This window comes from Altererythrobacter sp. Z27 (genome assembly GCF_052683155.1).
The window spans coordinates 2,262,047-2,286,295 of sequence record NZ_JBQYMC010000001.1 but is presented as its reverse complement, the minus strand read 5'-3'; the positions used below and the strand labels follow the sequence as shown (position 1 = coordinate 2,286,295).

The window sequence follows — 24,249 nt, the reverse complement described above, 5'->3', positions numbered from 1 at the left end:
CGTACAGGCCACCGCTCAGGCCCCAAATCAGGCTGCAGCGCGCGCCTTCGTCACGATCGCGGTAATCTCGTCGAGCAGCGCGAGCCGCTTCTTCTTGAGCGCTTCGGTGCGCTCGTCGCTCGCCGCCTCGGCTTCGCTTTCGATGCGGTGCACTTCGCGGTTGATCTCGTGATACTCGTCCGCGAGCCGCGCATAATGCGCATCGGCCTGCTTGAGCCGGCTGACCAGCTCGCGATCGCGGGCGAAGATCTGGGTCAGTTCGTTCGGCGTATGCTGCGACATATGGATGCCTCTCTTTGTGCAGTGGTGATGGCGCCACGCTAGCAGATACCCGCGATGTGACGTTGAGGCAGATCAAATTTGCCCGGCGGCGGCGCAAAGGCGCGCTATCTTTTGGCGGGATCGATCGCCCAGGGGTTGTGATGCACGTGCTGCGGCTTTGCGGCGGGCCTGGCCTGCTGCGCCTCGTCGGGCGAAGGGACCGAGCAATAGGCCGTGAGCAGCACGCCCGCCGCCCACAAGAGGGCGCGCCAGCGGCTGCGGAAGATGGCCTGGTGCTTCGCGAACATGGCGCATCATATAGCCGCACACTGGTTAAGCCCGGGTTCGCGGGGCACGATGCGACACATGCGACACAGTCATAAGAGAAAAAATCCCGGCCCGGGCGCAGCGATTGGCTGTGTGGGACGCCGAGCGGGTTCGGGAGGTGACGAGCGGTGCGCACGCCCAAGCGCTATCACGCGCGCGCGGCTGTAGGAAAGCGGGGCGGCGGTGTAGCGCTCGCTTAACTAGTCTACTGGAGGAAGGCGCAAGTCCAAGCTTGGCTGTCGGTGATCGCGCTCAGCCACTGGTTCATCTCGAAATTCGCTGGCTTTCGAACGGAGCCAATTGTCGATGATTGGATAGGCCTGCTCTCGGGCAGACAGAAACAATTCCATCTGGTTTCTAAGTTGGACTTCAGACAAGAGATCATAGTCTCCGCGGTGCCAAACTTCCGGAACGCGAACTCCATCAACTTCAGGAAGGAAGACGATCTCAGCATCGCTCGACTGGAAGTCGGTCAATGAGAAGATTGCATCTTCGAGAATGGTCATGAGGAGCCTTCGCTGAAAGTCGTCAAGCGGCACCGACTTCCAACCAAAAACAAATGTAGGGCGAAACTCACCATCCTCTCGCGAAACCAAGGTTGGCCTCACCGGCACAAACAGTTCTCTGCCAATCGCAAAGTTGGTCGTGAAATCAGAAAAGGCCGGCACACCTTCGTACCGTCGATGCTCCGCATAAATGCAGAAGGCATCGACGAACTCAATTACCGCCTTTCTTGAAGGAGAGTTCTTGAGTCTGCGCGCCGCCCTCTTCGCATTGTCGGCATTCGACCATCCAAGCACCAAATCGCGGATGATCTTTATTCCTTCGCTGTAGGAGACAGTCGGCATGCCCTTCGCGAACGCCACATATGCCTTCAACGTCTTCCGAAGATCATCAAAGTTGTATCGTACAAAATTTGGAGCAGCGGGAATGCTGTCCAACTTTCTAAAAATGCTCTTTGGGCTCATGCTCATTGCCTTGTTTCTCGCTGGTAAGATTGCCTGATCAGTTCGTCTGAAATCCGCATTCCGGGATTCGCCCTTCCGGAATGCTGCCAAACTTGATCCCACGGTCCTCCAACTACGTGAGAAAGTGCCCGCAAATGAGCTGCTGAAAATCCGATATAACGGTCAATCAGTTCATTGAGGCGATCCTGTTCCTCGGTCCCAAATTGAGCAGTAGCCTCCTCCACCTCTCCTGACAGGGGGCTGACTCGCGTCGCCCTACCTTTGATCGGGCCGTCTCCCCACCTCTTGAATTCTTGATAAAGCTCTCGAAAAACTGGGCCGTGTTGCCATGCCTCAATCTTGGCACTGACAAGTGGCTCTCCTTCCTCGAGCATGTAATCACAATGCACGAAGTATACGATCTTATTGATCGCCATGTTGGTGATGTCGATCTCTCGTAGTTCGGCCCTAGCCAAAACCTTATTGGCAATGACGCGCACGTCGATCATCTCTGCCTCGAGTCCGCGAGGTGGGGCGTGGCCAGCAACGAAAGAGAATCGAATAAGTTCCACATATGTTCCGTAGCTGATTTAGCGCGCTTTCGACAGCCGCACTAAATCAACTTTCCCCAACTACTCCGCCGCTTGCGTCCCTTCGCCTGCATCGCCGAACAGGCCCGGCCCGTCATCCTCGGCAGCGGCGCCTTCGTTCGCGGCCTTGGCCTTCTGGCGCTTGTCGAAGCTGGCCCACACGTCGTTCCAATTGCCCTTGGTCGCGGCCTTCGAATATTCGGTCGCGCGGGTTTCGAAGAAGTTGGCGTGCTCCACCCCGTTAAGCAGCGGCGCGAGCCACGGCAGCGGGTGGTCGTCCACCATGTAGATCGGCTGCAGGCCCAGCTGGCCCAGCCGCCAGTCCGCGATGTAGCGGATGTATTTCTTGATTTCCTTCGCGCTCATCCCGCTGACGGGGCCCATCTCGAAGGCGAGATCGATGAAATTGTCTTCCAGCCGCACCGTCTTCTGGCAGATGTCGATGATGTCTTCCTTCACCGCCTTGGTGTAGCAGTCACGCTCGCGCACGAATTCGTGGAACAGCCGCACGATGCCTTCGCAGTGGAGGCTTTCGTCGCGCACCGACCAGCTGACGATCTGGCCCATGCCCTTCATCTTGTTGAAGCGCGGGAAGTTCATCAGCATGGCGAAGCTGGCGAACAGCTGCATCCCTTCGGTGAAGCCGCCGAAGGCCGCCAGCGTGCGGGCGATATCCTCGTCCGTGTCCACGCCGAACTGTTGCAGGAAGTCGTGCTTGTCCTTCATTTCCTCATATTCGAGGAAGGCCGAATATTCGCTTTCGGGCATGCCGATCGTGTCGAGCAAATGCGAATAGGCGGCGATGTGCACCGTCTCCATGTTGGAGAAGGCGGTGAGCATCATCTTGATCTCGGTCGGCTTGAACACGCGGCCATACTTGTCGTGGTAGCAATCCTGCACCTCGACGTCGGCCTGGGTGAAGAAACGGAAGATCTGCGTGAGCAAATTGCGCTCGTGCTCGGAAATCTTCTGCGCCCAGTCGCGGCAATCCTCGCCCAGGGGAACTTCCTCGGGCATCCAGTGGATCTGCTGCTGGCGTTTCCAGAACTCGTAGGCCCAGGGGTATTCGAACGGCTTGTAGGTCTTGCGGGCTTCGAGCAACGACATCTGGTGGTCTCCGTGAATCAGCGCGAATTTCCAATATAGGGAATCATGGCGGCAATTCGAAGGCAAGCAGGGGTGTTTTGGCGGGGATAAGCCGTGCTTTTTTCGAGTCGGGCCGAAGCGCGGATTCGTCGCCCGGCATGCGCCGCAGGGCTGCGTGATTCGGGTGATTCGCATCCCTTATATCGGCGTTAACCTTTTTCGCGCGGCCGAAGGGTGGCGTTAACCATCGTGACCCGCAGAAAACCGCAAAAAATAGTGCTTTAGGAGATACTTAACGGGATTTCGGCTAACTTTTAGGGGCTATGTCGCAAGAACCCTCTCCTCACTCTTTCGCCCTGCGCGAAGAGATCGATTTGGCGCTCGCCACCCGCAGCGATTATGCTGCGTGGTCGCCCGCGCTCAAGGCGCTGGAGGAGGAATATTCGCGCAACCGGGTCTATGAAGGCCTGCGGTTCCAGATTCTCTTCGCGCTCGCCATCAGCCTGTGCGCCCTGCTGTTCGATGCCTTCGCCCTTCCGGACATGATCCATGTGGCACTGCTGTGGCGGTCGGCGACGATCGTGCCGCTGGCGGTGGCGGGCCTGTTCCTGCTGCGCAAGCACCAGGTCGGCCAGATGAAGCTGGTGGCGGCAGGCGCGCTGATCAGCATCGGCATGCTGGCGATGTACTTCGCCAGCTTCGTCACGTCCGAAGCGATGGCGCGCTATACGCTGGCGACCACTTTCCTGCTTGGCATTTCGTGCCTGGGGCTGGCGCTGCCGTTTCGCCCCGATGAGCTAAAACGCTATGCGCTGGCCTTTGCGCTCGCCACCTCGGCAGTGGCAATGTGGCCCCATGCGCTGCCGCCGCTGGAGCTGGGTCTTTACATCGTGATAACCTCGCTGGTGGGCATCCCCGCCTGGGCGATCGCGCGACGCAGCTGGCAACTCAACGCGCGCAGCTTCCTTCTCGACCAGCGCGACGAGATGACGCGGATCGAGCTTGAGCGGAACAACCAGCTGCTGCGCCAGCTTTCCGAACAGGACCCGCTGACAGGCCTGCCCAACCGCCGCAAGTTCGAGCGCGTTGTGAGCGAGCGGCTGCGCGGGCTTTCAAGCAGCCGCGGCAAGCATGGCAAGCTGGCGGTGATGATGATCGACCTCGATCACTTCAAGGCCTTCAACGATCGCCACGGCCACCAGGCCGGCGACCGTTGCCTGGCGCTCGCCGCGGCGCAGCTGATGGCGGTGTTCCCGAGCCGCTATGGCGTGCTCGCCCGCTATGGCGGCGAGGAATTCATCGCTGCGGTGCGCGAACGCCACCCGGGCGAAGCGCGCGAGCTGGCCGAGGAAATGCGCGCAGCCATCGCCGCCATGCTGGTGCCGGTGCGCGACGATTCCAAGCCGCTCATCACCACCAGCATCGGGCTGGCGCTGGCCCCGGCCAACCGCCGGCTCGACCTTGAGGACATGATCGAGATGGCCGACGTCGCGCTCTACAGCGCCAAGCGCGCCGGACGCGACCGGGTGGAAGTGATCGAGGCGGACGAAGGCCTGGGCGCGGGAATTGACCGGATTAGCGAAGACCCGCGCGACCGCCGCCGCGCATGAAGCTCGCTCAGTGCGGCGTCAGTCGCGCCGCCGCTTCTTCGAGCTGAACCAGCTGCCTCCGCCGAGCACGGTGATGCCGAGGAAGAAGCCGAAATCGTACCAGCCGCCACTGTTGGGCACGGCATAGACCGCGATCCCCTCGTCGAACAGCGAGCCGATCCAGGCCCAGGGGAAGATGAAGCCGTGCCACAGCCCCCACCAGAAGCCGGGCACGTCCTCTCCGGTCGCAACCCCCGCATCGATCTGCGCGGCGCAGGCTGAAAGGAGTAGCAACAAACTGATTGCGACGAGGGTTTGCCGAAAAGGCGAGGGACCTGACCGATCTTGCATGCGGACAGTGTGCCTCAATCCGTTTCTTGGAGCAACGGCGTCCACGCCATCTTCAGAAGATCAAGCTATCCAAGGCGGGCAATGTCTTCCAGCGAGTTCGCGCTGCTTCGACTATGACAGTTGGGGTTTGCCGGTTCTGGTAATCCAGACCAAAGAGCGCGGTGAATTCACGCTGCGCAAGCTCATCGGGCACCTGCTTGTCTCGTTGATAGTGGCAAAAGCCGTAAGGTATGCCCGATCCACAGCCGCACCATTCGCGCACATCAAATTCATTCCGACGATAAAGCGCGCACTTGCCGATTTGTGGGCCAGGCCACCAACCGAATTCTTGTCGATGCCAGCTCTTCACTGCCCAGAGCGCATAATGGTCCACGAGCGCGGTCAGCCCGTCCTCGCGAGTCCACGCACCGGATTTCGGGTCGAAAGCACAAATGGAAGCATCGGGGAAATTTGTGTGCTTCGTAGGAAACGGTCGAACTTGATGCCCGATCCGTTCGAATGCCCAGGCACGTGGAAAGATAGTTTCATCTTCGCGAACGCCCATAAGGATGTGCGCGGCAGGACCGTCGAGGCCAAGTGGCTTAGCCTCGACGGCCACCCATATCCCTCCCCCATTTTCAAAAGCTAGCGCTTGGTAATGTTGTGCCAGAACTCGAAGCTGAGCTCCGAAAGCGGCTTCGAAATCTGGGGAGCGGAAGGTCGGTTCTCTACCGGTCGACCGTGACCTCGCCCAGGCTCGTTGTCTTTGCCGCGATCCGGCTGGGGATCGGGATGAGGCTTTGCATTCGACATCTTGTACTTCCTTTCTCGTTTGCGGCTCTGGCAAATCGACTTCACCGCGATTGAAAATGGAGGGATGTCCGCCGTCGTGGAGGAATTGGCCGAGTCGAGCTAAACGCTCGCGCGCTTTCGGCCCTAGCTCGTTTTGTCCACCAACTATCAACAACGCACATCTTCTCCTGCCCGAAAACTGAAGTAATCGGGTTGACGAGAACGGCTTCAGATGCGAGGCGGCGATTGCGTAGCTGGCCTCGAACTTAACCGTTCAGCCTGCTCGGGGAGCAAGCTCCTTATAGGGGATTGCTCCCCAATTTTTTGGCCAATACGGCCAAGTGATTCATTCATCTACCTTATTAGCTTGACGGGACAGACTTGCGAAGCAGTCTGTTCTCGTTTTATCCACATCTTCTCACCTCACTGGCAGGCGAGGCATTCCTCGTAATCGGTCTGCTCGCCGCCGGCGGTCAGTTCGATCTTCGGCGCGTCGGCGGTGTTGTCCGCTTCCACCCCGCCCGCGAAGCCCGCACGCTGCACCGACTTCGAGCGCAGGTAATAGAGCGACTTGATGCCCTTCTCCCACGCCTGGAAGTGCAGCATCATCAGGTCCCACTTGTCGACGTCGGCCGGGATGAACAGGTTGAGCGACTGCGCCTGGTCGATGAAGGGTGCGCGATCGGCAGCGAATTCGAGCAGCCAGCGCTGGTCGATTTCGAAGCTGGTCTTGTAGACCGCCTTTTCCTCAGGGCTGAGGAAGTCGAGGTGCTGGACCGAACCGCCGCGTTCAAGGATCGTGTTCCACACCGCGACCGAATCCTTCGATTTGTCGCGCAGCAGTTTCTCGAGATAGGGGTTCTTGACGATGAAGCTGCCCGACAGCGTCTTGTGGGTGTAGATATTGGCCGGGATCGGCTCGATGCAGGCGCTGGTGCCGCCGCAAATGATCGAGATCGACGCGGTGGGCGCGATCGCCATCTTGCAGCTGAAGCGTTCCATCACGCCCATGTCTTCGGCATCGGGGCATGCGCCGCGTTCCTGCGCCAGCAGCATCGAGGCTTCGGACGCCTTGGCCGCGATGTGCTTGAACATCTTAAGGTTCCACACCTTGGCCATCGGGCTTTCGAAGCCGATCTGCTTCATCTGCAGGAAGGAATGGAAACCCATCACGCCGAGGCCGACCGAACGTTCGCGGCTGGCGGAATATTTGGCGCGGGCCATCTCGTCGGGCGCGCGGTCGATATAGTCCTGCAGCACGTTGTCGAGGAAGTGCATCACGTCCTCGATGAAGCGCTTGTCACCGTTCCACTCTTCCCACGTCTCGAGGTTGAGCGACGAGAGGCAGCACACAGCGGTGCGATCGTTGCCCAAGTGGTCGATGCCGGTCGGCAGGGTGATTTCCGAGCACAGGTTCGAGGTCGAGACCTTGAGCCCCAGGTCGCGGTGATGCTTGGGCATCATCCGGTTCACTGTGTCGGAGAATACGATATAGGGCTCGCCCGTGGCGAGGCGGGTTTCGACCAGCTTCTGGAACAGGCTGCGCGCATCGACCTTGCCGCGCACACTGCCGTCGCGCGGCGACTTGAGTTCGAACTCGTCGCCATTGCGCACCGCTTCCATGAACTCGTCGGTCACCAGCACGCCATGGTGCAGGTTCAGCGCCTTGCGGTTGAAGTCACCCGAAGGTTTGCGGATCTCGAGGAACTCCTCGATCTCGGGGTGGCTGATGTCGATGTAGCAGGCGGCCGAACCGCGCCGCAGCGAGCCTTGCGAAATCGCCAGCGTGAGCGAATCCATCACGCGCACGAAGGGGATGATGCCGCTGGTCTTGCCGTTGAGGCCAACCGGCTCGCCGATCCCGCGAACATTGCCCCAATAGGTGCCGATGCCGCCGCCCTTCGAGGCCAGCCAGACGTTCTCGTTCCATGTGCCGACGATGCCTTCGAGGCTGTCCGACACCGAATTGAGGTAGCAGCTGATCGGCAGGCCACGATTGGTGCCGCCATTCGACAGCACAGGGGTCGCAGGCATGAACCACAGCTTAGAGATGTAGTCATAGAGCCGCTGGGCATGCTCCTGGTCATCGGCATAGGCATCGGCGACGCGGGCGAACAGGTCCTGGTAGTCTTCGCCGGGCAGCAGGTAGCGGTCGGTCAGCGTTTCCTTGCCGAATTCGGTCAGCAGCGCATCGCGGCTGGAATCGGTCACGATGATGAAGCGACGATCATTGACCTTCTTGCTGTCGATTTCGGCAGCCGACTTCGCCACCGCCGCCATGGCGCCGGCGAGCGCTTCCCCGGCCTTTTCAGCCACCAGCGCTTCGGTTCCCTTGTCTTCGCTTTCCATTGCAACTGCCTTGTTCGCTTCCGGGGCATCCTGTGCCTGCGGGGACTGGCGCTTGCTCCTGGGCTGCCTGGTTTCGGTTTCGAGAGCGCCTTCCGTCTCTTGTTCCAAACCCATTGCTGCCTCGTCGCCCGTCCTGAAATCCATCATTTGCCCCGCTTCTCGCTTCGCGTTTCTACGTTCCCCGCGGCCACCCCTTTTTGCAGGCGATGTTCCGCATGTGTTCGATTCGGCGGGTCATCCCCACCTAGCAATTCCGAAGGCCTTCGGGGGAATTAGTTTTCCCTTTTTTGCCCACAGAGAGGGCGCGGGATTGCCGTGAATCGACCGACTCTTTCCCTCAGGCGCAGAGATGGTGCCTGCGCTCGGAAAAACTAGGTCTTGTGGGTGCCCCCGCAGCCTCAACCACTAGATACTGAATCAGAGGAGGGTCCGGTGCAAGAGGGTAAATTCGTATTTACTGTGGGCCGGAGGGCTCGCGCGGGGGTGTATTGCCATGCTGCAACGCCGCGACGCGCGGGAAATCCTTGGGTCGCGGCCCGCGCAACCCCAAAAATGAATCCGTGAAAAAATTTTTGCGGGCAAAAAGGACCGCCGGGGGTTGTGAATCAATCGAATCCCGCAGCGCAATTTTCGAATCCGGAAAGTGCGCTTGAAGCCGCGCAAGGCCAGCCGATCATGCGCCGCCTGACGCCACATTGGCGCCGCGCTCCCCACCCGCAGACTGGGCAGCGCGACGCCAAGGCGTCCCGACTCACTCAATGAGTCAGGAAGGGGAGTTCACCACGATCGACAGCGCCAGCACCGGCGCGCCGGGCTTGCCCGCCGCTTCGGCGATGCGCGCTTCCTCGACCCGGCGGAGCCGCTTGTTGAGGCTGGCCATTTGCGATTCGCTGCGCGCCAGGACGATATTCGCCTGGATCACCTGGTCGTCGGGATAGCCGGCGGGCAGTTCACCGATCGAATCGAGCCGCTCGACTGCTCTCAGCGCAGTGCGATCGACCTGCCGGTCGCCCGACTTGCGATAAAGCGTGACGTTTTCCGCCCGCCCTTCCGGGTCGACCTGGAAGCGGACCTGGGCGAAGCCGCCGCGGAAGCGCCAATTGTCGAGGTCGATCATGCCGAGTTCCTGATCGAGATCGTGCGAGACATCGGAAATGAAGCGCTGGGTGCCGTCGGCAGTGGGGACCACCCTGATTTCCTGCGAGGCAAGCGGGGAGGCGACGGCCACGCCTGCAAGGGCCGTGGCGAGACTGAGTTTGAGAAGTGTATTCATGGGATCATCCTTTCGAGCGAAAAAGATGATCGGCCGCAGAGGGTACCGCACTAAGTGCGACTGTTGTTATTCAGCGATGACGGTCGTTGGTCGATCGGGGCGCCGTAAGCCTGCGGGCACATGCGTCGTCCTGCCCGCGAAAATACGCCGATTGCAGGTGCTGTCAAACGAGTCCTGAAAGCATGTCGCCTTCATACAAAACCATGCCGCTCCTTGCGGGCGCGGCTAATTTTCTTGGCGGTGCAGGCCTGCGATTTGCCCGGCGAGGCAACAATCGTTCGCCCCCCGGCAAGCGACTCGAAATGGCTTGCCGCAGGCGTATCGGCGCTAGGCCGGATGCGCCGCGCGGGCGTGCTCGGCGATCGCATCGGCGATCGTATCGACCAGTTCCAGCGGCAGGTCGTGCCCCCAGCCGGGGAAGGTCTTGAGCTTGGCGCCGGAGATCGCCGCAGCGGTGGCGCGACCGCCCTCGACCTTGACCAGCGGATCGTCCTCGCCATGCAGCACCAGCGTGGGCGCCTTTACCCGCTTGAGCCGTTCGGTCCGGTCGCCATCGTGGATGATCGCGGCGAGCTGGCGCTGGAGCCCTTGCGGATAGACCGAGCGGCGAACGTTCTCGATCACCCGCTGGCGCTGGGCTTCGGGATCGGGGCGATAGCCGGGGCTGCCGATCGCGGTCGAAACGCGCATGCCATGCGCCACCAGGTCCGCCTCTTCCATCGATGGCGGCGGCGTGGTGAGCGGCTCGATCGCCTTCCTGTCCGCCTGCGGCAGCTTGCGATTGCCCGTGGTCGAGAAGATCGAGGTGAGGCTGTGCAGCCGGTGGCCGTGCTCCACCGCCATCAGCTGCGCGATCATGCCGCCCATCGACGCGCCGACCACATGCGCGCGCTCGATCCCCAGCGCGTCGAGCAGGCCCATCCCGTCGGCCGCCATGTCCGACAGCGTATAGGGCACGCGCGAGCGGAAGCCGAGCCGGGCGAGCAGCATCTGGCGCACCATGCCGGGCGCTTTCGCGCCTTCGAATTTGTGGCTGAGCCCGATGTCGCGATTGTCATAGCGGATCACGTGGAAACCGCGCCGGGCGAGGCCCTGCACCAGTTCGATCGGCCACAGCGTCATCTGCGCGCCGAGGCCCATCACCAGCAGCAGCGGCGGGTTCGCCGGATCGCCGTGCGTATCGTATTCAAGTTCGATCGAATTGGCTGTGACCCTGGGCATATCTCGCGCATCTCCCTTTGGTGCAAAAGCATGGGCGCCGCTCGGGCCAAAGCCCGGGCGACGCCCCATGCATATCGCGAAACGCGCGCTTGTCGAGCGCCGCGACGGGAAACGGCGGACCGGATGGCCCGCCGTCGCCCCTTCGCGGCGGCTTGCCGCTAAAGGCCGAAGCTGACGACCTTGCTCTCGCTGTCATTGCGGGCGAGGCGCGCGCTTTCCATCTTGGCGAGCTTCGCTTGCAGCCTGTCATGCTCGCGCATGTTGTCCGCGAAGATGATGTTCGCCTGGTAGGTCTGGCCTTCGGCATTGGCGACCGGCGCATCGTCGAGATTGCCGAGCCGACGCACTGCGCGCGTCGCCACCATGTCGGTCGAGCGGTCGCCCGAGCTGGTCAGCGTCTGGAAGTTTTCTGCACGGCCATTGGCGTCGAGCGTGAAGCGCAGCTGCACGATGCCGCTCTTGGGCGTGACGTTTGTGTCGTGCTGCGCGGCTTCGAGCCGGCGGTCGAGATTGCGCGTCACATCGGCCTGCCACTGGTCCATTTCGGCCTGCGAATGGACCACGATCTGCTCGTCGGCGAGCGCGGGGGAGAGAGCGGCAAGGCTCAGGGCCGCCGCGAGCGAAGTCTTGATAAGGGTCTGCATTTGATCATCCTCTCATTAGCGTGGATGACCGGCCAGTTTGACCAGGGCCAGCGAGCACCAGTCCCATCACTCGTGCCGCGGTTTGTATGGTCGATCGGGAAGCGAGGCGCTTGGGGGATTGTCCTTGGGGGCTGTTGCACCCCGCTTCCTGTCCCCCATAATGCCGATCGCGCCGAAAGCCTCAATTCGAGATCGGCGAATGGCATGGGTGCTCGGTGCAGCGACCGGAATGCCCGACGAGCGGGCGATTGCGTCCGATGAATGGCGAGCGAGCCGCTGGTGAGCGCGAATCTGCGGGCGCTAACCCACCGCAGTGCCGAACAATTTGCCGACTCCGGCAGTGACCGCCATCGCCAGCGCGCCCCAGAACACGACGCGAATGACCGGCTTGGCGAGCGGAGCCCCGCCCGCATGCGCGCCCATCGCGCCGAGCAGCGCAAGCGCAAGCAGCGAGACCGCAACCACCCCTGCGGTCAGCATCGCCACCGGCACCAGCAGCACCACCAGCAGCGGCAGCGCCGCGCCCACCGAGAAGGTCAGCGCGGAAGCAAACGCCGCCTGCAGCGGGCGCGCAGCGGTCGCTTCGGACAGGCCCAGCTCGTCGCGGCGATGCGCCGCCATCACATCATGCGCGGTCAGCGCTTCGGCCACTTGCCGGGCAAGCGCCGGTTCGAGCCCGCGATCGACATAGATGCCGGTCAGCTCGTCCAGCTCGGCTTCGGGCTGGGTCGCCAGCTCGGCGGTTTCGCGGGCTATGTCGGCCGCTTCTGTATCCGCTTGCGAACTGACCGAGACATATTCGCCCGCTGCCATCGACAGCGCACCTGCGGCAAGCCCGGCAAAGCCCGCAAGCAGCACCGCCTGCTTGTCCGCAGCTGCGGCAGCGACGCCAACGACAAGGCTGGCGGTAGAGACGATCCCGTCATTGGCGCCGAGCACGGCGGCGCGCAGCCAGCCGATCCGGTCGATATTGTGGCGTTCGACATGCAAGCGGCTCACGCATCCCTCCCCGGTCGAAACCCTATGGAACCAGCACCGTATCCTCTGCGGCCGGCAATGTCTCTGGATAGTCGAGCGTATAATGCAGCCCGCGGCTTTCCTTGCGCCGTAGCGCGCTGGTCACGATCAGCGCGGCGGATTGCAGCAGGTTCCTGAGCTCGATCAGGTCCGTGGTAACGCGGAAGTGGCCGTAATAATCGTCGACCTCGTCGGTCAGCAGCTTGATCCGGTGCGCCGCGCGCTCGAGCCGCTTGGTGGTGCGCACGATCCCGACATAGTTCCACATGAAGCGGCGGATCTCGGTCCAGTTCTGTTTGATCACCACTTCCTCGTCGGAATCGGTGACGCGGCTGGCGTCCCAATCCTTGATCGCGGGCGGGGCGTCGAGCACATCCCAGCTGGCGAGAATGTCTTTCGCGGCGGCTTCGCCGAACACGAAGCATTCGAGCAGGCTGTTCGACGCAAGGCGATTGGCGCCGTGCAGCCCGCTTTCGGTACATTCGCCCGCCGCCCACAGGCCGGGCAAATCGGTGTGCGCGTCGAGCCCGATCAGCACCCCGCCGCAGGTGTAATGCTGCGCCGGGACGACCGGGATCGGCTCCTTCGTCATGTCGATGCCGAGCCCGAGCAGCTTCTCGTAGATGGTCGGGAAGTGTTCGCGCACGAATTCGGGCGGCTGGTGGCTGATGTCGAGATGGACGTAGTCGAGGCCATAGCGCTTGATCTGGTCGTCATTGGCGCGCGCCACGATATCGCGCGGGGCCAGCTCCATCCGCTCCCTGTCGTACTTCTCCATATAGCGCTCGCCGGTGACGGGGTTGAGCAGCCGCCCGCCCTCGCCGCGCACCGCCTCGGTAATGAGGAAGTTCTTGACCTCGAGATTGTAGAGGCAGGTCGGGTGGAACTGCATCATCTCCATGTTGGAGACGCGGCAGCCCGCGCGCCATGCCATGGCGATCCCGTCACCCGTCGCGCCGCGCGGCGCGGTCGAAAATTGGTAGACGCGCCCGGCCCCGCCCGACGCGAGCACGGTGGCGCGCGCCAGATGCTTCTCGACCTTGCCGGTGACTTCGTTGAGCGCATAGGCGCCCCACACGCGCCCATCGCCGGAGAAGCGCTCGCCATGCCGCCCGGTGACAAGATCGATGCAGGCATGTCCGGGCAGGAGCGTGATGTTGGGATTTTCCTCCGCCGCCTTGAGCAGCGCGGCCTGCACCGCCCAGCCGGTGGCGTCGGCCACATGCACGATGCGGCGGTGCGAATGCCCGCCCTCACGCGTGAGGTGCAAGTCCGCACCTTCGCGGTTGAATGGCACGCCCAATTCGATCAGCCGCTCGATCGAACGCGGCGCGTTCTCGATCACGAACTCCACCGTCTCGCGCCGGTTGAGGCCCGCGCCTGCCACCATGGTGTCGCGAATGTGGTTTTCGAAAGTGTCGCCCGCATCGAGCACCGCGGCGATCCCGCCTTGCGCCCATGCCGTGCTGCCCGAACGCAAATCGCCCTTGGCCAGCACCAGCACGCGCTTGGTCTCGGCCAGCGCTAGCGCCGCGGTGAGCCCCGCCGCGCCCGAACCGATGATCAGGACGTCGTGCTCGGTGCCGCTCATCAGCCAGAGCCCGTCAGCTGGACGAACACATCCTCAAGATCGGGCTCGCGCGTCGTCACGTCCTCGATCACATAGCCATGCTCCTGCACCTTGGCGAGCACCTGGCCCGCGCTGGCGGCATCGCGATTGTAGGTGATCTCGAGCGTGCGCGCGTCGACCATGTCCGCGCGGGTGAAGCCCGGCTCCATCACCGGCCCGGCAAGGTCCTTGTCCACCGTGACGCGCACGATCTTCTCGCGCGCCATGTCGACCAGTTCGCGCGTGGGCTTGTTCGCGATCAGCTGGCCGTGATTGATGATGGCGATCCGGTCGCACAACTCCTCGGCCTCTTCGAGGTAATGCGTGGTGAGCACGATGGTGACGCCACCGTCATTGAGCCGGGTGACGAGATCCCACAATTGCTTGCGCAGCTCGACATCGACCCCGGCGGTCGGCTCGTCGAGCACCAGGATCGGCGGCGAATGGACCATAGCCTTGGCAACCAGCAGGCGCCGCTTCATCCCGCCCGACAGCGTGCGGGCATAGGCGTCGCGCTTGTCCGCCAGCCGCACCGCTTCGAGCAGTGCCTCGCTGCGGCGCAAATGCCTGGCGATGCCGTAGAAGCCGCCCTGGTTCTCCAGCACTTCGAACGGCGTGAAGAAGGGGTCGAACACGATTTCCTGCGGCACGATGCCGATCGACCGCTTCGCATTGCGCGTATGCGTGTCGATGTCGAAACCCCAGATCTCGGCGCTGCCGCCGGTCTTGGTGACTAGCCCGGCGAGGATGTTGATCAGCGTCGACTTGCCTGCGCCATTGGGGCCGAGCAGGCCGAAAATCTGGCCTTGCGGCACGTCGAAACTCACGCCCTTGAGCGCTTCCTTGCCCGGCGCGCCCTTGATGCCGGCATAGGTTTTCCTGAGGTCGCGGATCGAAATTGCGGGCGGATTGGTCATGGCCTGCGCACTAAGCCTTTATCGAAGGCATGCAAAGGGTTTGCTGACCCGTTGCGAATCCGCGCGCTTCTTACTATTCGCCTGTCCATGAGCATTGCACCGCCCGAAGTGATCACGGTCGAAACCACCCGCGTCAGCTGCGACGGCGCCAGCGGCATCCGCGGCGGCACGAACTATCGCCCGGCCGCGCTGGGCCATCCGCGCGTCTATCTGCAGATCGACGAGCACGGCTATGTCGACTGCGGCTATTGCGACCGGCGCTTCGTGCTCAAGGGCGGCCCGGCGGACGGGGTCGACCAGTCGCAACTGCCCGACATTTCGGAAGGCGCCAGCCCGCAATAGGCGCGCGGAGCGGGCACGCTCCACTCATGCCCGGTTCAGCAATATATGGTATGAATCCTTTCAGGCACTTAGCCTTGTAAGGAGTAACGCCATGACCCGATTATTGCCTCATGCATTGATAGCAGGCGCCGCGCTCGGCCTGCTCGCATCGCCGGTTCTTGCCGGTGACGAACCGCAGGACCATTCGCAGCACGAACACGAAATGACCAAGGGTGAAAAGGAACTCGCCAAGCTGCTCGAAGGCCGCGTCGCGGGCGAGCCGACCAGCTGCATCCGAACGACCGGAAGCCAGAGTTTCCGGATCATCGACGAAACTGCGCTGGTCTATGGTTCGGGCAATACGATCTACGTCAATCGCACCAAGCACCCCGAAGATATCGACGATGACGAGATCCTGGTGATCAGGCGTTTCGGCGGCACGCAGCTTTGCCGGCTCGATAATGTCACCATGGTCGATCGCATGAGCCATATGTATTCGGGCGTGATCTTCCTCGACGACTTCATCCCCTACACCAGGGTCAAGGATGACAGCGCGAAGGACGGCGGCGAAGGCTGATCGCCTACATCGCAGTTACAAGAAAGGGGGGAGCGCGTGTGGCGGGCGCTCCCCCCTTTTTGATTCCGGGAAGTCGAAGCGTCAGGCGGCCTGCAAGCGATCGAGCCGCGCGATGATGTCATTCGCTTCCTGCATGATCCGGTCGATCAGCTCCTTGCAGGTCGGGATATCGTGGATCAGGCCCGCGACCATGCCGCAACTCCATGCGCCGGCATCCATGTCGCCTTCCATCATGATGCGCGGATAGACGCCCGCGACCTCACCGATGATGTCCTCGAACTTGAGATCGGCGCCGAGTTTTCGCTCCTTCTCGAGCAGGCGTTCAACCGCTTCATTGGTCATCACGCGTTCGGTGTTGCGCAGCGGGCGCATCACGAGGCGCGTGTCGAGTTCGGAAGCGGCAACGATCGCCTGCTTCACATTCTCGTGGACCGGCGCTTCCTTGGTGGCGATGAAGCGGGTGCCCATGTTCATGCCCGCGGCGCCCATCGCAAGCGAAGCGACGAGGCTGCGCCCGTCGGCCATGCCGCCGCTCGATACGAAGGGAATCTCCAGCTCGTCCGCTGCGCGCGGCAGCAGGATGAAGTTCGGCACGTCATCCTCGCCTGGATGGCCGCCGCATTCGAAACCGTCGACCGACACCGCGTCGCAGCCGATCTCCTGCGCCTTCAGGCTGTGCCGCACGCTGGTGCATTTGTGGATCACCTTGATGCCCGCATCCTTGAGCGCAGGCATCACCTGCGACGGGTTGCGCCCGGCGGTTTCGACCGCCTTCACGCCGCCGTCGATGATCGCCTTGACCAGCCCCGGATAGTCGGGCGGGGTGAGCGAAGGCAGGAAAGTGAGGTTCACGCCGAAGGGCTTGTCGGTCATGTCCTTGCAGCGCGCGATTTCGTTCGCGAGCTTTTCGGGCGTGCCCAGCGTCAGCCCGGTGATGATGCCCAGCCCGCCGGCATTGGACACTGCCGCCGCCATTTCGGCGAAACCGACGAAGTGCATGCCGCCCTGGATGATCGGGTGTTCTATGCCGAACATTTCGGTGATGGCGGTTTTCATGGCGAATCTCCCTGCTGCAATGGCTGATTTTGGCGCGAGCCTTGCGGAGAATGCAGTGCCGCGCAAGGCCCGCTTTTGCGAGGCCGCGGGCCGTAGCGTCAGCCACCTGCTTGCCCGGCTCCAAAAATTAGGGCATACACCCTAATCAGGGTCTGGGAGGGAGATTCGCTATGGCCACATCCGCCGACCTTACGGTCAAGACCGCCGAGATCGATCCGATCGATGTCTCGCGCAAGGAGCTCTACGTCGAGGACACGTGGCGGGAACCCTTCCGCCAGTTGCGCGAGCACGCACCGATCCAGTTCGTGCCGGATTCGCATTTCGGGCCGTATTGGTCGGTCTCCACCTACAAGCCGATCCAGCATATCGAAGCTCTGCCCAAGCTGTTTTCGTCGAGCTGGCAATATGGCGGCATCTCGATCGCCTTCGATTCCGACAAGCCGCTCGAGAATGAAATCCGCCAGCCGATGTTCATCGCGATGGACCCGCCGCATCACACCGCGCAGCGCCGCACCGTGGCGCCCAGCTTCGGCCCGTCCGAAGTCGCCGATATGAAGGCCGAGGTGCAGCAGCGCACAGGCGAACTGCTCGATTCGCTTCCCATAGGCGAAACCTTTGACTGGGTGGAGAAAGTCTCGATCGAGCTCACCACCGGCATGCTCGCCAAGCTGTTCGATTTCCCGTGGGAAGAGCGCCACAAGCTGACCGAATGGTCCGATTACGGCGGCGATGTGGAAATGATCCGTTCGCCCGAGGGCCTGATCGAACGCAATGCCAAGCTGCAGGAAATGGGCATGGCCTTTGCCGCGCTGTGGCAGGAGCGGCTGGCCAATCCGGGCAAGGATCTCATATCGGTGATGCTCCAGTCCGATGCCATGAAGGATATGAGCCCCGAAGAGTTCATCGGCAATTTGATCCTGCTGATCGTGGGCGGGAACGACACCACCCGCAATTCGATGTCGGCCTATGCCTATGGCCTCAGCCAATATCCGGAGGAACGCGCCAAGCTGGAGGCCGACCCTTCGCTGATCCCCAATGCCGTGCAGGAAATCATCCGCTGGCAGACCCCGCTCGCGCATATGCGCCGCACGGTCGAGGAAGACACCGACATGTTCGGGCCCCTGATGAAAAAGGGCGACAAGGTCGTGCTGTGGTACCTCTCGGCCAATCGCGACGAGGACATTTTCGACGATGGCGAAGCGATCAGGGTCGACCGGCCGAACGCCCGTCGCCACCTCAGCTTCGGCTATGGCATCCACCGCTGCGTGGGCGCGCGCGTGGCCGAACTCCAGCTGCACACGCTGCTCGAGGAACTGGCCAAGCGCCGCTTGCGGGTGAATGTCGTGGGCGAGCCAGAGCGAGTCCCGGCCTGCTTCGTCCACGGCTACAAGCATTTGCCGGTCCAGCTGTCGCGCTATTGATGAAGACCCGCGACAAGATCGTCCTCAAGGCGAGGTTGCTGTTCAACGAGGCAGGCTATGGCGCGGTGACCACCGCCGCGCTGGCCGAGGCCTGCGGCATCGCCGAAGGCAATCTGTGGTATCACTTCAAGACCAAGCGCGACCTGCTGGCCGCGATCGCGGAGGAATTCGCCGAAGGGATCGCCGCGCGCCTATCCATGCGGCCCGATCCGGCCAATTCGGTCGGTTCCTATTGCGCCATGCTTGAGGCGCTGATGCGCGAGTTGCGCGACTATCGCTTCCTCTATCGCGACCAGCCGCATTACGGCGAGCATGTCGAGCCGATCGCGAGCCGCGTGGCGGGCTGGCTGGTCGAGACCGAGGACAGCATCGAAGCGCATCTGGCCGCGCTGGTCGAAGCCGGGCTGCTCGACTGGCCGGTCGAGCGCTTGCGCGACCTGGCGGTCAACTCCACCATCATCATGCGTTACGGGCTGGAGCGTCATGCCGAGCTGGGCCAGCCGCATGGCGCGGTCCGCAAGACCCTGCTCCAGCACTTGACCCTGTTCGAGGACCGGCTGGACGATGGCGCCGCGCGCGCAGTCCACGCCGCGGTGGAACGGATCGGGGAGCGCGTGAAGGAAGCGGCTTAGCCCTCAACGGTGACCCGCCGCGCTGATTGAGCGAACGTAAGCGAGTTCGCCTCTACTATTCAGTTCGATTGGAAGCTCCAAATGACGCCTCGTTGCGGCGAAGCTCACAATCGATTTCTGCTGCTATATGTTCGAATTCCCTATCGAATTCGTCCTTATGCTTAGTAGGTGCCGGGATTTCCGTCAAACCGCGCTTCAGAAGTCCAGCCTCGGCAGCTCGACGTGCCCAATAATCCGCCTGAGAAGGCTTTACATCGATCAACGAAATCCAATAGCGAGCATAGAGTGTGAGATGCCGCCCCATCTCGTCCTCTCGTACTTTGCATGCCTTCAGCACGTCTATGAACAGCGAACGAGACTCATGCGGCTTTCCGCATCTCAAGAGAAGTTCTGCCTCTCTTGCCCGTGATCTCCACGCAAAGGTCTCGGTCGCGCCGCGCCTTAGGGCATAGGCTCGCATTTCTCGGTGGACTGCTAGCTCGTTCTCGGAATCCTTCGTGAAAACTGCCCATGCAAATCGTAGGGTCAGCATGACTGCCTTTGGGTGACCAATGACCTCCTTTATCGCAGCCATCACTCCCATTCGATCGTGCCCGGCGGCTTCGACGTATAGTCGTAGACCACGCGGTTGATCCCCTGCACTTCGTTGACGATGCGCGTCGCGCAGCCGGTGAGGAAGCTCGCCTCGAAGGGATAGACGTCTGCCGTCATGCCGTCGGTCGAAGTCACCGCACGCAAGCCGCACACGCTGTCATAGGTGCGGTAATCGCCCATCACGCCCACGGTCTTGACCGGGAGCAGCACGGCGAAGGCCTGCCAGATCGCGTCATAGAGCCCGGCCTTGCGGATCTCATCGAGATAGATCGCATCGGCCTTGCGCAGGATATCGCAGCGTTCCTTGGTCACTTCGCCGGGGATGCGGATCGCGAGGCCCGGGCCGGGGAAGGGATGGCGGCCGACGAAGACTTCGGGCAGGCCCAGCTCGCGGCCCAGCGCGCGCACTTCGTCCTTGAACAATTCACGCAGCGGCTCGACCAGCTTCATGTTCATGCGTTCGGGCAGGCCGCCGACATTGTGGTGGCTCTTGATCGTGACCGACGGCCCGCCGGTGAAGCTGACGCTTTCGATCACGTCGGGATAGAGCGTGCCTTGCGCCAGGAAATCGGCACCGCCGATCTTCTGCGCTTCGGCCTCGAACACGTCGATGAAGGTCTTGCCGATGAACTTGCGCTTGGCTTCGGGGTCGGTCAGCCCGGCCAGCCCGCCAAGGAACATGTCCTCCGCATCCACATGCACCAGCGGGATGTTGTAATGGTCGCGGAACAGCGTGACGACCTGTTCGGCCTCGTTCATCCGCATCAACCCGTGATCGACGAAGACGCAGGTCAGCTGGTCGCCGATCGCTTCGTGGATCAGCACCGCGGCGACTGCGGAATCGACCCCGCCCGAAAGGCCGCAGATCACGCGACCGCTTCCCACTTGCGCGCGGATCTCTTCGATCTTGGTCTTGCGGAATTCGGCCATGGTCCAGTCGCCCGCCAGCCCGCAGACATGGCGCACGAAATTGGCGATCAGCCTGCCGCCATCGGGCGTGTGGACCACTTCGGGGTGGAACTGGGTGCCATAGAACTTGCGCTCCTCGTCAGCGATCACCGCGAAGGGCGCACCATCGGATACCGCCACGATTTCGAAACCGGGGGCAAAGCGCGTCACCTTGTCGCCGTGGCTCATCCAAACCTGGTGGCGCTCGCCGACTTTCCATAGCCCGTCGAACAGCGCGCATTCCTTGGTCACGGTGAGGTAGGCGCGGCCGAACTCGCCGCCTTCGCCAGTCTCATGCCCGGGCCGCACTTCGCCGCCGAGCTGGTGGCTCATCACTTGCTGGCCATAGCAGATGCCGAGGATCGGGATCCCCGCCTCGAACAGCAATTCGGGGGCGCGCGGGCTGCCTTCCTCGGGCACGCCGGCGGGCGAGCCCGAAAGGATAATGCCCTTGGGCTTGAGGCGATGAAACGCCTCTTCCGCAATGGTGAAGGGCGCGATCTCGGAATAGACGCCTGCTTCGCGCACGCGGCGCGCGATCAGCTGCGTCACCTGGCTGCCGAAATCGACGATGAGGATGGAATCGGGGAGGTGCTGCGGGTCCATGTCGGCGCGTTAAGGATGCGCGGGCACGCTGTCCAGCATTCGCCGCGCGCTTTGCACCGCCGGAGGGGCACGGCGAATGCCGCACTCTTCACCTCAGCGGGACAGTGCGCGCAGTTGATTGCAGTTTTCGCAACATGTCTGCTTGTTTTCTCATTTGTGTTCAACCGAGTGAAACATTATTTCAACGCTGCATCGGCGGCGAAGACCCTCTCCCCCTCGCGCCGATGCAAGCCAGGCCGTGCCGGAGCCCCCAAAGCCGGCACCCCCTGGCAGGTCGCCCGCACCCCCCTCTCCCTCGGGTGCCGGTGGGCAAAGGCCCGAGCGACCACAGCAGCGAGCGAGGCGCGGCCGCCACCAGTCCCCCAACCCGGTGGCCGCGCCTCACTCGCGAATACCAGCAGCTTTGGGGCGCACTTCAGGCGGGATGCATTCGCGTGGCTTCGGCGGCGCGTGCTCGCCCCTGCGCGCTCCATGGCCGCCAAGAACAAGAAGAAAGGAAAAGACCATGACCAATGTTGCCGAAAAGCTCATCTCGCTTATCGCTGCAATCAGCCTCAGCGGCCTGATGTTCAACGCCACGATCGTTTGAGCATTCAGCCAAGGCCGAAAGCGGCAAAGCGAGGCCAGGAGCGGCGCCGTCCGTCCGATTGTGACGGACGGTCCCGGCCTTTGGAAAGACGCTAGAAGCGCGCGCCGCTTTCCACCACCATCTCGCGCAGCTCGGTCTTGAGCAGCTTGCCGATGTGGCTGCGCGGCATCTCGTCGATCGCATTGAGCGCAGCGAGCCGCTGGGTCTTGCCCAGCCGCGCATTGACCGCCGCGCAGATCGCATCGACGTCGCGCGCGCCTTCGGCCAGCCGCACGAAACCGACCGGGGTTTCGCCCCAGCGTTCGGACGGCACGCCCACCACTGCGGCCTCGATCACGTCGGGCTCCTTGTCGAGCTCGGCCTCGAGGTCCGAGGGGAAGATGTTGAACCCGCCCGAGATGATCATGTCTTTCGCGCGGCCGACCAGTTCGACGAAGCCTTCGGCATCGACCCGGCCGATATCGCCCATGCGCTGCCACACATCCCCCGTTTCGGGATCGGTCCAATAGCCTTCGCGCGTTTTTTCGGGCTGGTTCTGGTAGCCGCTCATCATGGTCTGCGATCGACCCACCAGATTGCCCGGCGTGCCCGGCGGCACTTCGCGATCCTCATCGTCGAGCACCTTCATTTCGCTGCCCGGCGCGGGCCGCCCGACAGTATGCAGCTTGTCGGGGAATTCATGCGCGGCGAGCAGGCACACCACTCCGCCTTCGGTCATCGAATAAATCTCGACCAGCCCGCCCGGCATGCGCCGCAGGACTTCGGCCTTGAGCTCGGCAGAGAAGGGCGCCGAAGTGCAATATTTGAGCTTGAGCGCCGAAAGGTCGAACTCGTCGAAGCGCGGTTCCGCCATCAGCCGCTGGTATTGCACTGGCACCAGCATGGTGACGGTCACTTGCTCGCGCTCGGCGATCTCGAGCCAGCCGACCGTGTTGAACTTGCCCATGATGTTGACCGTGCCGCCCGCCACCAGCACGGGAAGGAAGGCCACCATGGTGGTGTTCGAATAGAGCGGGGTCGAGGCCAGCGAGCGCACCGGCATGCCGGATTCGAGGAAGCTCGCCCCGGTGGTGGCGAATTGCCGCCAGCGCATCAGGTGCGAATGGACGATGCCCTTGGGGATGCCGGTCGTGCCCGATGAATAGATGATGTTGAACGGGTCTTTCCGGCCCGGAACGTATTCGGGCGCGCGGGTGCCCTTGGGCGCCATCCACGCGCCGATATCCTCAAGCGCAATGTGGTCGAGCTCAGGCACGAAATCTTCGCCAAGTTCGCCGCTCTTCGCTTCATCGATGAACAGGTGCCGCGCCCCGCTGTCGCGCGCCATGCCCACCAGCTGCTCCTTCGAAGCGCTGGTGGTGAGCGGCGCGGCCACCCCGCCCGCGCGCACCGCGGCAAGGAACACCAGCGCGTAATTGACCGTCGAAGTGCCGAGGATCGCCACCGACTGCCCGCGCTCAAGCCCGGTTTCGACCAGCCTTGCCGCGAGCCGCTCGACCTTGTCGCCCAGCTCGCCCCAGCTGACTTCGGCCTGCCCGTCGCGCAAGGCGACGGCATCGGGCTGGCTCGCGGCCCATTGCGCAAGGATGGCGGGGAAATTGCCGAATTCGGACTTCAATTGCTCTAGCATGATGCGATGTACTCTCCGTTGCCCCGCCCGTTGCAATCCGCCGCGCATCTATGCAGTCTCGCGGGCCGAAGCCAAGGAGATTGACGATGCTGCGCCCGTTCATTGCCGCGATGCTGGCCCATATACCGCTGGCCGTGGCTGCGCAGGCGACAGATTCGCCCAATGCGCCGCCAAGGACACTGTCCAAGGTGCTAGTCGTGGTCGCGCATCCCGATGACGAGATCGTTTTGGCTCCGGCCATTGCCCGCGCCGCGCGCGAAGGGGCCGAGCTGGCGATCGTCTATGCCACCAGCGGCGACCAGGGGCCGGGCGTCTCGGGAATGGAAGCGGGCGCAGCACTGGCCGAAAAGCGCGAAGGCGAGGCAAGCTGCGCCGCAAGCGCGCTGGGCGCAACCGAGCCGCGCTTCCTCCGCCTGGGCGACGGCACGCTTGGCGACATGCCGCGCGCGCCCGACAGCCCGGCGCGCGGGCTGGCCGCGGAACTCGGCGAGATCCTGCAGGCCGGAGACTATCGATACGTGCTGACCTGGGGGCCGGACGGCGGATATGGCCATGGCGATCACCGCATGGTGAGCTCGATCGTCACGCAACTGGTGCAGGCCATGCCCGAGGGCCGCCCCGTCCTGCTCTATCCCGGCATTCGCGCAGGTACCCTGCCGCCGATCCCCGAGTTGCAGCAATGGGCGGTTACCGATCCCGCGCTCCTGACCGTTGCATACGGTTACAACCAGGCCGATCTGGCCGCGGTGCGCCGTGCGGTGAATTGCCACGAAAGCCAGTTTCCGGCCGATGTTCGCAGCCAGCTAGCCGATGTGTTCGACGTTTCGATCTGGCAAGGTTCGGTGCATTTCCGCAAGGCCTTCGATGCCGGGGAACCCGTGGCATATCCCGCCCCTGAGTAGGGGTCTGGGGCAAGCCGTGGA

24 protein-coding genes are annotated in these 24,249 nt (G+C 62.8%); 6 read left to right on the top strand and 18 right to left on the bottom strand.

What is annotated here, in order from left to right; translation table 11 throughout:
* Positions 1-27: 27 nt before the first annotated feature.
* The 5 genes from ACUJ47_RS11125 to ACUJ47_RS11105 all read right to left on the bottom strand — a co-directional run bounded on the left by ACUJ47_RS11125 (position 28) and on the right by ACUJ47_RS11105 (position 3,232).
* Complete coding sequence (locus ACUJ47_RS11125) at positions 28-282, bottom strand: YdcH family protein (protein ID WP_445538462.1); 255 nt, start codon at positions 280-282, stop codon at positions 28-30.
* A 104-nt stretch (positions 283-386) separates the two neighbouring features.
* Positions 387-569 carry a hypothetical protein gene (locus ACUJ47_RS11120; protein ID WP_445538461.1) on the bottom strand — a complete coding sequence of 61 codons (183 nt, stop codon included), beginning with the start codon at positions 567-569 and terminating at the stop codon, positions 387-389.
* A 219-nt stretch (positions 570-788) separates the two neighbouring features.
* Positions 789-1,556: a hypothetical protein gene (locus ACUJ47_RS11115; RefSeq protein ID WP_445538460.1), complete on the bottom strand. Its 768-nt coding sequence runs from the start codon at positions 1,554-1,556 to the stop codon at positions 789-791.
* A 2-nt stretch (positions 1,557-1,558) separates the two neighbouring features.
* A complete protein-coding gene (locus ACUJ47_RS11110; RefSeq protein WP_445538459.1) occupies positions 1,559-2,044 on the bottom strand; it encodes a Panacea domain-containing protein in 486 nt (161 codons plus the stop codon).
* A gap of 123 nt (positions 2,045-2,167) precedes the next feature.
* Positions 2,168-3,232 carry a ribonucleotide-diphosphate reductase subunit beta gene (locus ACUJ47_RS11105; protein WP_354143716.1) on the bottom strand — a complete coding sequence of 355 codons (1,065 nt, stop codon included), beginning with the start codon at positions 3,230-3,232 and terminating at the stop codon, positions 2,168-2,170.
* 302 nt (positions 3,233-3,534) lie between these two features.
* On the opposite strand from ACUJ47_RS11105, the gene ACUJ47_RS11100 reads away from it, so the two are divergent.
* Complete coding sequence (locus tag ACUJ47_RS11100) at positions 3,535-4,821, top strand: GGDEF domain-containing protein (protein ID WP_445538458.1); 1,287 nt, start codon at positions 3,535-3,537, stop codon at positions 4,819-4,821.
* A gap of 18 nt (positions 4,822-4,839) precedes the next feature.
* On the opposite strand, the gene ACUJ47_RS11095 is transcribed toward ACUJ47_RS11100, so the two are convergent.
* From ACUJ47_RS11095 to ACUJ47_RS11055, 9 genes are all read right to left on the bottom strand, one after another.
* Complete coding sequence (locus tag ACUJ47_RS11095) at positions 4,840-5,094, bottom strand: hypothetical protein (protein ID WP_445538457.1); 255 nt, start codon at positions 5,092-5,094, stop codon at positions 4,840-4,842.
* A 109-nt stretch (positions 5,095-5,203) separates the two neighbouring features.
* Positions 5,204-5,749 (bottom strand): hypothetical protein, encoded by a 546-nt coding sequence (locus ACUJ47_RS11090; RefSeq protein ID WP_445538456.1) that lies wholly within the window; start codon positions 5,747-5,749, stop codon positions 5,204-5,206.
* 596 nt (positions 5,750-6,345) lie between these two features.
* On the bottom strand, positions 6,346-8,271 hold the full coding sequence (locus ACUJ47_RS11085; RefSeq protein ID WP_445538455.1) for a ribonucleoside-diphosphate reductase subunit alpha: 1,926 nt from the start codon (positions 8,269-8,271) through the stop codon (positions 6,346-6,348).
* A gap of 763 nt (positions 8,272-9,034) precedes the next feature.
* Positions 9,035-9,544 carry an energy transducer TonB family protein gene (locus tag ACUJ47_RS11080; protein ID WP_445538454.1) on the bottom strand — a complete coding sequence of 170 codons (510 nt, stop codon included), beginning with the start codon at positions 9,542-9,544 and terminating at the stop codon, positions 9,035-9,037.
* 327 nt (positions 9,545-9,871) lie between these two features.
* Positions 9,872-10,765: an alpha/beta fold hydrolase gene (locus tag ACUJ47_RS11075; RefSeq protein ID WP_445538453.1), complete on the bottom strand. Its 894-nt coding sequence runs from the start codon at positions 10,763-10,765 to the stop codon at positions 9,872-9,874.
* Between the two features lie 158 nt (positions 10,766-10,923).
* On the bottom strand, positions 10,924-11,409 hold the full coding sequence (locus tag ACUJ47_RS11070; protein ID WP_445538452.1) for an energy transducer TonB: 486 nt from the start codon (positions 11,407-11,409) through the stop codon (positions 10,924-10,926).
* A gap of 300 nt (positions 11,410-11,709) precedes the next feature.
* Positions 11,710-12,408 (bottom strand): VIT1/CCC1 transporter family protein, encoded by a 699-nt coding sequence (locus tag ACUJ47_RS11065; RefSeq protein WP_445538451.1) that lies wholly within the window; start codon positions 12,406-12,408, stop codon positions 11,710-11,712.
* A 22-nt stretch (positions 12,409-12,430) separates the two neighbouring features.
* Positions 12,431-14,017 carry an L-aspartate oxidase gene (nadB, locus tag ACUJ47_RS11060; RefSeq protein ID WP_445538450.1) on the bottom strand — a complete coding sequence of 529 codons (1,587 nt, stop codon included), beginning with the start codon at positions 14,015-14,017 and terminating at the stop codon, positions 12,431-12,433.
* On the bottom strand, positions 14,017-14,952 hold the full coding sequence (locus tag ACUJ47_RS11055; RefSeq protein ID WP_445538449.1) for an ABC transporter ATP-binding protein: 936 nt from the start codon (positions 14,950-14,952) through the stop codon (positions 14,017-14,019). Before ACUJ47_RS11055 ends, nadB begins: the two co-directional genes overlap by 1 nt.
* A gap of 87 nt (positions 14,953-15,039) precedes the next feature.
* Here ACUJ47_RS11055 and ACUJ47_RS11050 point away from each other — a divergent pair, with 87 nt between their 5' ends.
* The gene (locus ACUJ47_RS11050; RefSeq protein WP_445538448.1) at positions 15,040-15,294 is read left to right on the top strand and encodes a zinc-finger domain-containing protein; all 255 of its coding nucleotides are present in this window, start codon (positions 15,040-15,042) and stop codon (positions 15,292-15,294) included.
* Between the two features lie 91 nt (positions 15,295-15,385).
* Positions 15,386-15,850, top strand: coding sequence for a hypothetical protein (locus tag ACUJ47_RS11045; protein ID WP_445538447.1), 465 nt, complete (start codon positions 15,386-15,388; stop codon positions 15,848-15,850).
* An 81-nt stretch (positions 15,851-15,931) separates the two neighbouring features.
* On the opposite strand, the gene ACUJ47_RS11040 is transcribed toward ACUJ47_RS11045, so the two are convergent.
* Complete coding sequence (locus tag ACUJ47_RS11040) at positions 15,932-16,906, bottom strand: NAD(P)H-dependent flavin oxidoreductase (protein WP_445538446.1); 975 nt, start codon at positions 16,904-16,906, stop codon at positions 15,932-15,934.
* Positions 16,907-17,076: 170 nt separating this feature from the next.
* Here ACUJ47_RS11040 and ACUJ47_RS11035 point away from each other — a divergent pair, with 170 nt between their 5' ends.
* Together ACUJ47_RS11035 and ACUJ47_RS11030 are read left to right on the top strand one after the other, a co-directional pair.
* Positions 17,077-18,327 (top strand): cytochrome P450, encoded by a 1,251-nt coding sequence (locus ACUJ47_RS11035; RefSeq protein WP_445538445.1) that lies wholly within the window; start codon positions 17,077-17,079, stop codon positions 18,325-18,327.
* Positions 18,327-18,959 (top strand): TetR/AcrR family transcriptional regulator, encoded by a 633-nt coding sequence (locus ACUJ47_RS11030; protein ID WP_445538444.1) that lies wholly within the window; start codon positions 18,327-18,329, stop codon positions 18,957-18,959. Before ACUJ47_RS11035 ends, ACUJ47_RS11030 begins: the two co-directional genes overlap by 1 nt.
* A gap of 573 nt (positions 18,960-19,532) precedes the next feature.
* Here the strand turns inward: ACUJ47_RS11030 and guaA are convergent.
* The 3 genes from guaA to ACUJ47_RS11015 all read right to left on the bottom strand — a co-directional run bounded on the left by guaA (position 19,533) and on the right by ACUJ47_RS11015 (position 23,326).
* Complete coding sequence (gene guaA, locus ACUJ47_RS11025) at positions 19,533-21,107, bottom strand: glutamine-hydrolyzing GMP synthase (RefSeq protein WP_445538443.1); 1,575 nt, start codon at positions 21,105-21,107, stop codon at positions 19,533-19,535.
* 381 nt (positions 21,108-21,488) lie between these two features.
* Positions 21,489-21,686 (bottom strand): hypothetical protein, encoded by a 198-nt coding sequence (locus ACUJ47_RS11020; RefSeq protein WP_445538442.1) that lies wholly within the window; start codon positions 21,684-21,686, stop codon positions 21,489-21,491.
* 101 nt (positions 21,687-21,787) lie between these two features.
* Positions 21,788-23,326: a class I adenylate-forming enzyme family protein gene (locus tag ACUJ47_RS11015; RefSeq protein ID WP_445538441.1), complete on the bottom strand. Its 1,539-nt coding sequence runs from the start codon at positions 23,324-23,326 to the stop codon at positions 21,788-21,790.
* Positions 23,327-23,412: 86 nt separating this feature from the next.
* On the opposite strand from ACUJ47_RS11015, the gene ACUJ47_RS11010 reads away from it, so the two are divergent.
* On the top strand, positions 23,413-24,228 hold the full coding sequence (locus ACUJ47_RS11010; RefSeq protein ID WP_445538440.1) for a PIG-L family deacetylase: 816 nt from the start codon (positions 23,413-23,415) through the stop codon (positions 24,226-24,228).
* Positions 24,229-24,249 lie beyond the last annotated feature (21 nt).

Bases quoted from the DNA above. Each gene is read 5' to 3' on its own strand.
- ACUJ47_RS11125 (WP_445538462.1), bottom strand. From the start codon at position 282: ATGTCGCAGCATACGCCGAACGAACTGACCCAGATCTTCGCCCGCGAT.
- ACUJ47_RS11120 (WP_445538461.1), bottom strand. From the start codon at position 569: ATGTTCGCGAAGCACCAGGCCATCTTCCGCAGCCGCTGGCGCGCCCTC.
- ACUJ47_RS11115 (WP_445538460.1), bottom strand. From the start codon at position 1,556: ATGAGCCCAAAGAGCATTTTTAGAAAGTTGGACAGCATTCCCGCTGCT.
- ACUJ47_RS11110 (WP_445538459.1), bottom strand. From the start codon at position 2,044: ATGATCGACGTGCGCGTCATTGCCAATAAGGTTTTGGCTAGGGCCGAA.
- ACUJ47_RS11105 (WP_354143716.1), bottom strand. From the start codon at position 3,232: ATGTCGTTGCTCGAAGCCCGCAAGACCTACAAGCCGTTCGAATACCCC.
- ACUJ47_RS11100 (WP_445538458.1), top strand. From the start codon at position 3,535: ATGTCGCAAGAACCCTCTCCTCACTCTTTCGCCCTGCGCGAAGAGATC.
- ACUJ47_RS11085 (WP_445538455.1), bottom strand. From the start codon at position 8,271: ATGGAAAGCGAAGACAAGGGAACCGAAGCGCTGGTGGCTGAAAAGGCC.
- ACUJ47_RS11080 (WP_445538454.1), bottom strand. From the start codon at position 9,544: ATGAATACACTTCTCAAACTCAGTCTCGCCACGGCCCTTGCAGGCGTG.
- ACUJ47_RS11075 (WP_445538453.1), bottom strand. From the start codon at position 10,765: ATGCCCAGGGTCACAGCCAATTCGATCGAACTTGAATACGATACGCAC.
- ACUJ47_RS11070 (WP_445538452.1), bottom strand. From the start codon at position 11,409: ATGCAGACCCTTATCAAGACTTCGCTCGCGGCGGCCCTGAGCCTTGCC.
- nadB (WP_445538450.1), bottom strand. From the start codon at position 14,017: ATGAGCGGCACCGAGCACGACGTCCTGATCATCGGTTCGGGCGCGGCG.
- ACUJ47_RS11055 (WP_445538449.1), bottom strand. From the start codon at position 14,952: ATGACCAATCCGCCCGCAATTTCGATCCGCGACCTCAGGAAAACCTAT.
- ACUJ47_RS11050 (WP_445538448.1), top strand. From the start codon at position 15,040: ATGAGCATTGCACCGCCCGAAGTGATCACGGTCGAAACCACCCGCGTC.
- ACUJ47_RS11045 (WP_445538447.1), top strand. From the start codon at position 15,386: ATGACCCGATTATTGCCTCATGCATTGATAGCAGGCGCCGCGCTCGGC.
- ACUJ47_RS11040 (WP_445538446.1), bottom strand. From the start codon at position 16,906: ATGAAAACCGCCATCACCGAAATGTTCGGCATAGAACACCCGATCATC.
- ACUJ47_RS11035 (WP_445538445.1), top strand. From the start codon at position 17,077: ATGGCCACATCCGCCGACCTTACGGTCAAGACCGCCGAGATCGATCCG.
- ACUJ47_RS11030 (WP_445538444.1), top strand. From the start codon at position 18,327: ATGAAGACCCGCGACAAGATCGTCCTCAAGGCGAGGTTGCTGTTCAAC.
- guaA (WP_445538443.1), bottom strand. From the start codon at position 21,107: ATGGACCCGCAGCACCTCCCCGATTCCATCCTCATCGTCGATTTCGGC.
- ACUJ47_RS11015 (WP_445538441.1), bottom strand. From the start codon at position 23,326: ATGCTAGAGCAATTGAAGTCCGAATTCGGCAATTTCCCCGCCATCCTT.
- ACUJ47_RS11010 (WP_445538440.1), top strand. From the start codon at position 23,413: ATGCTGCGCCCGTTCATTGCCGCGATGCTGGCCCATATACCGCTGGCC.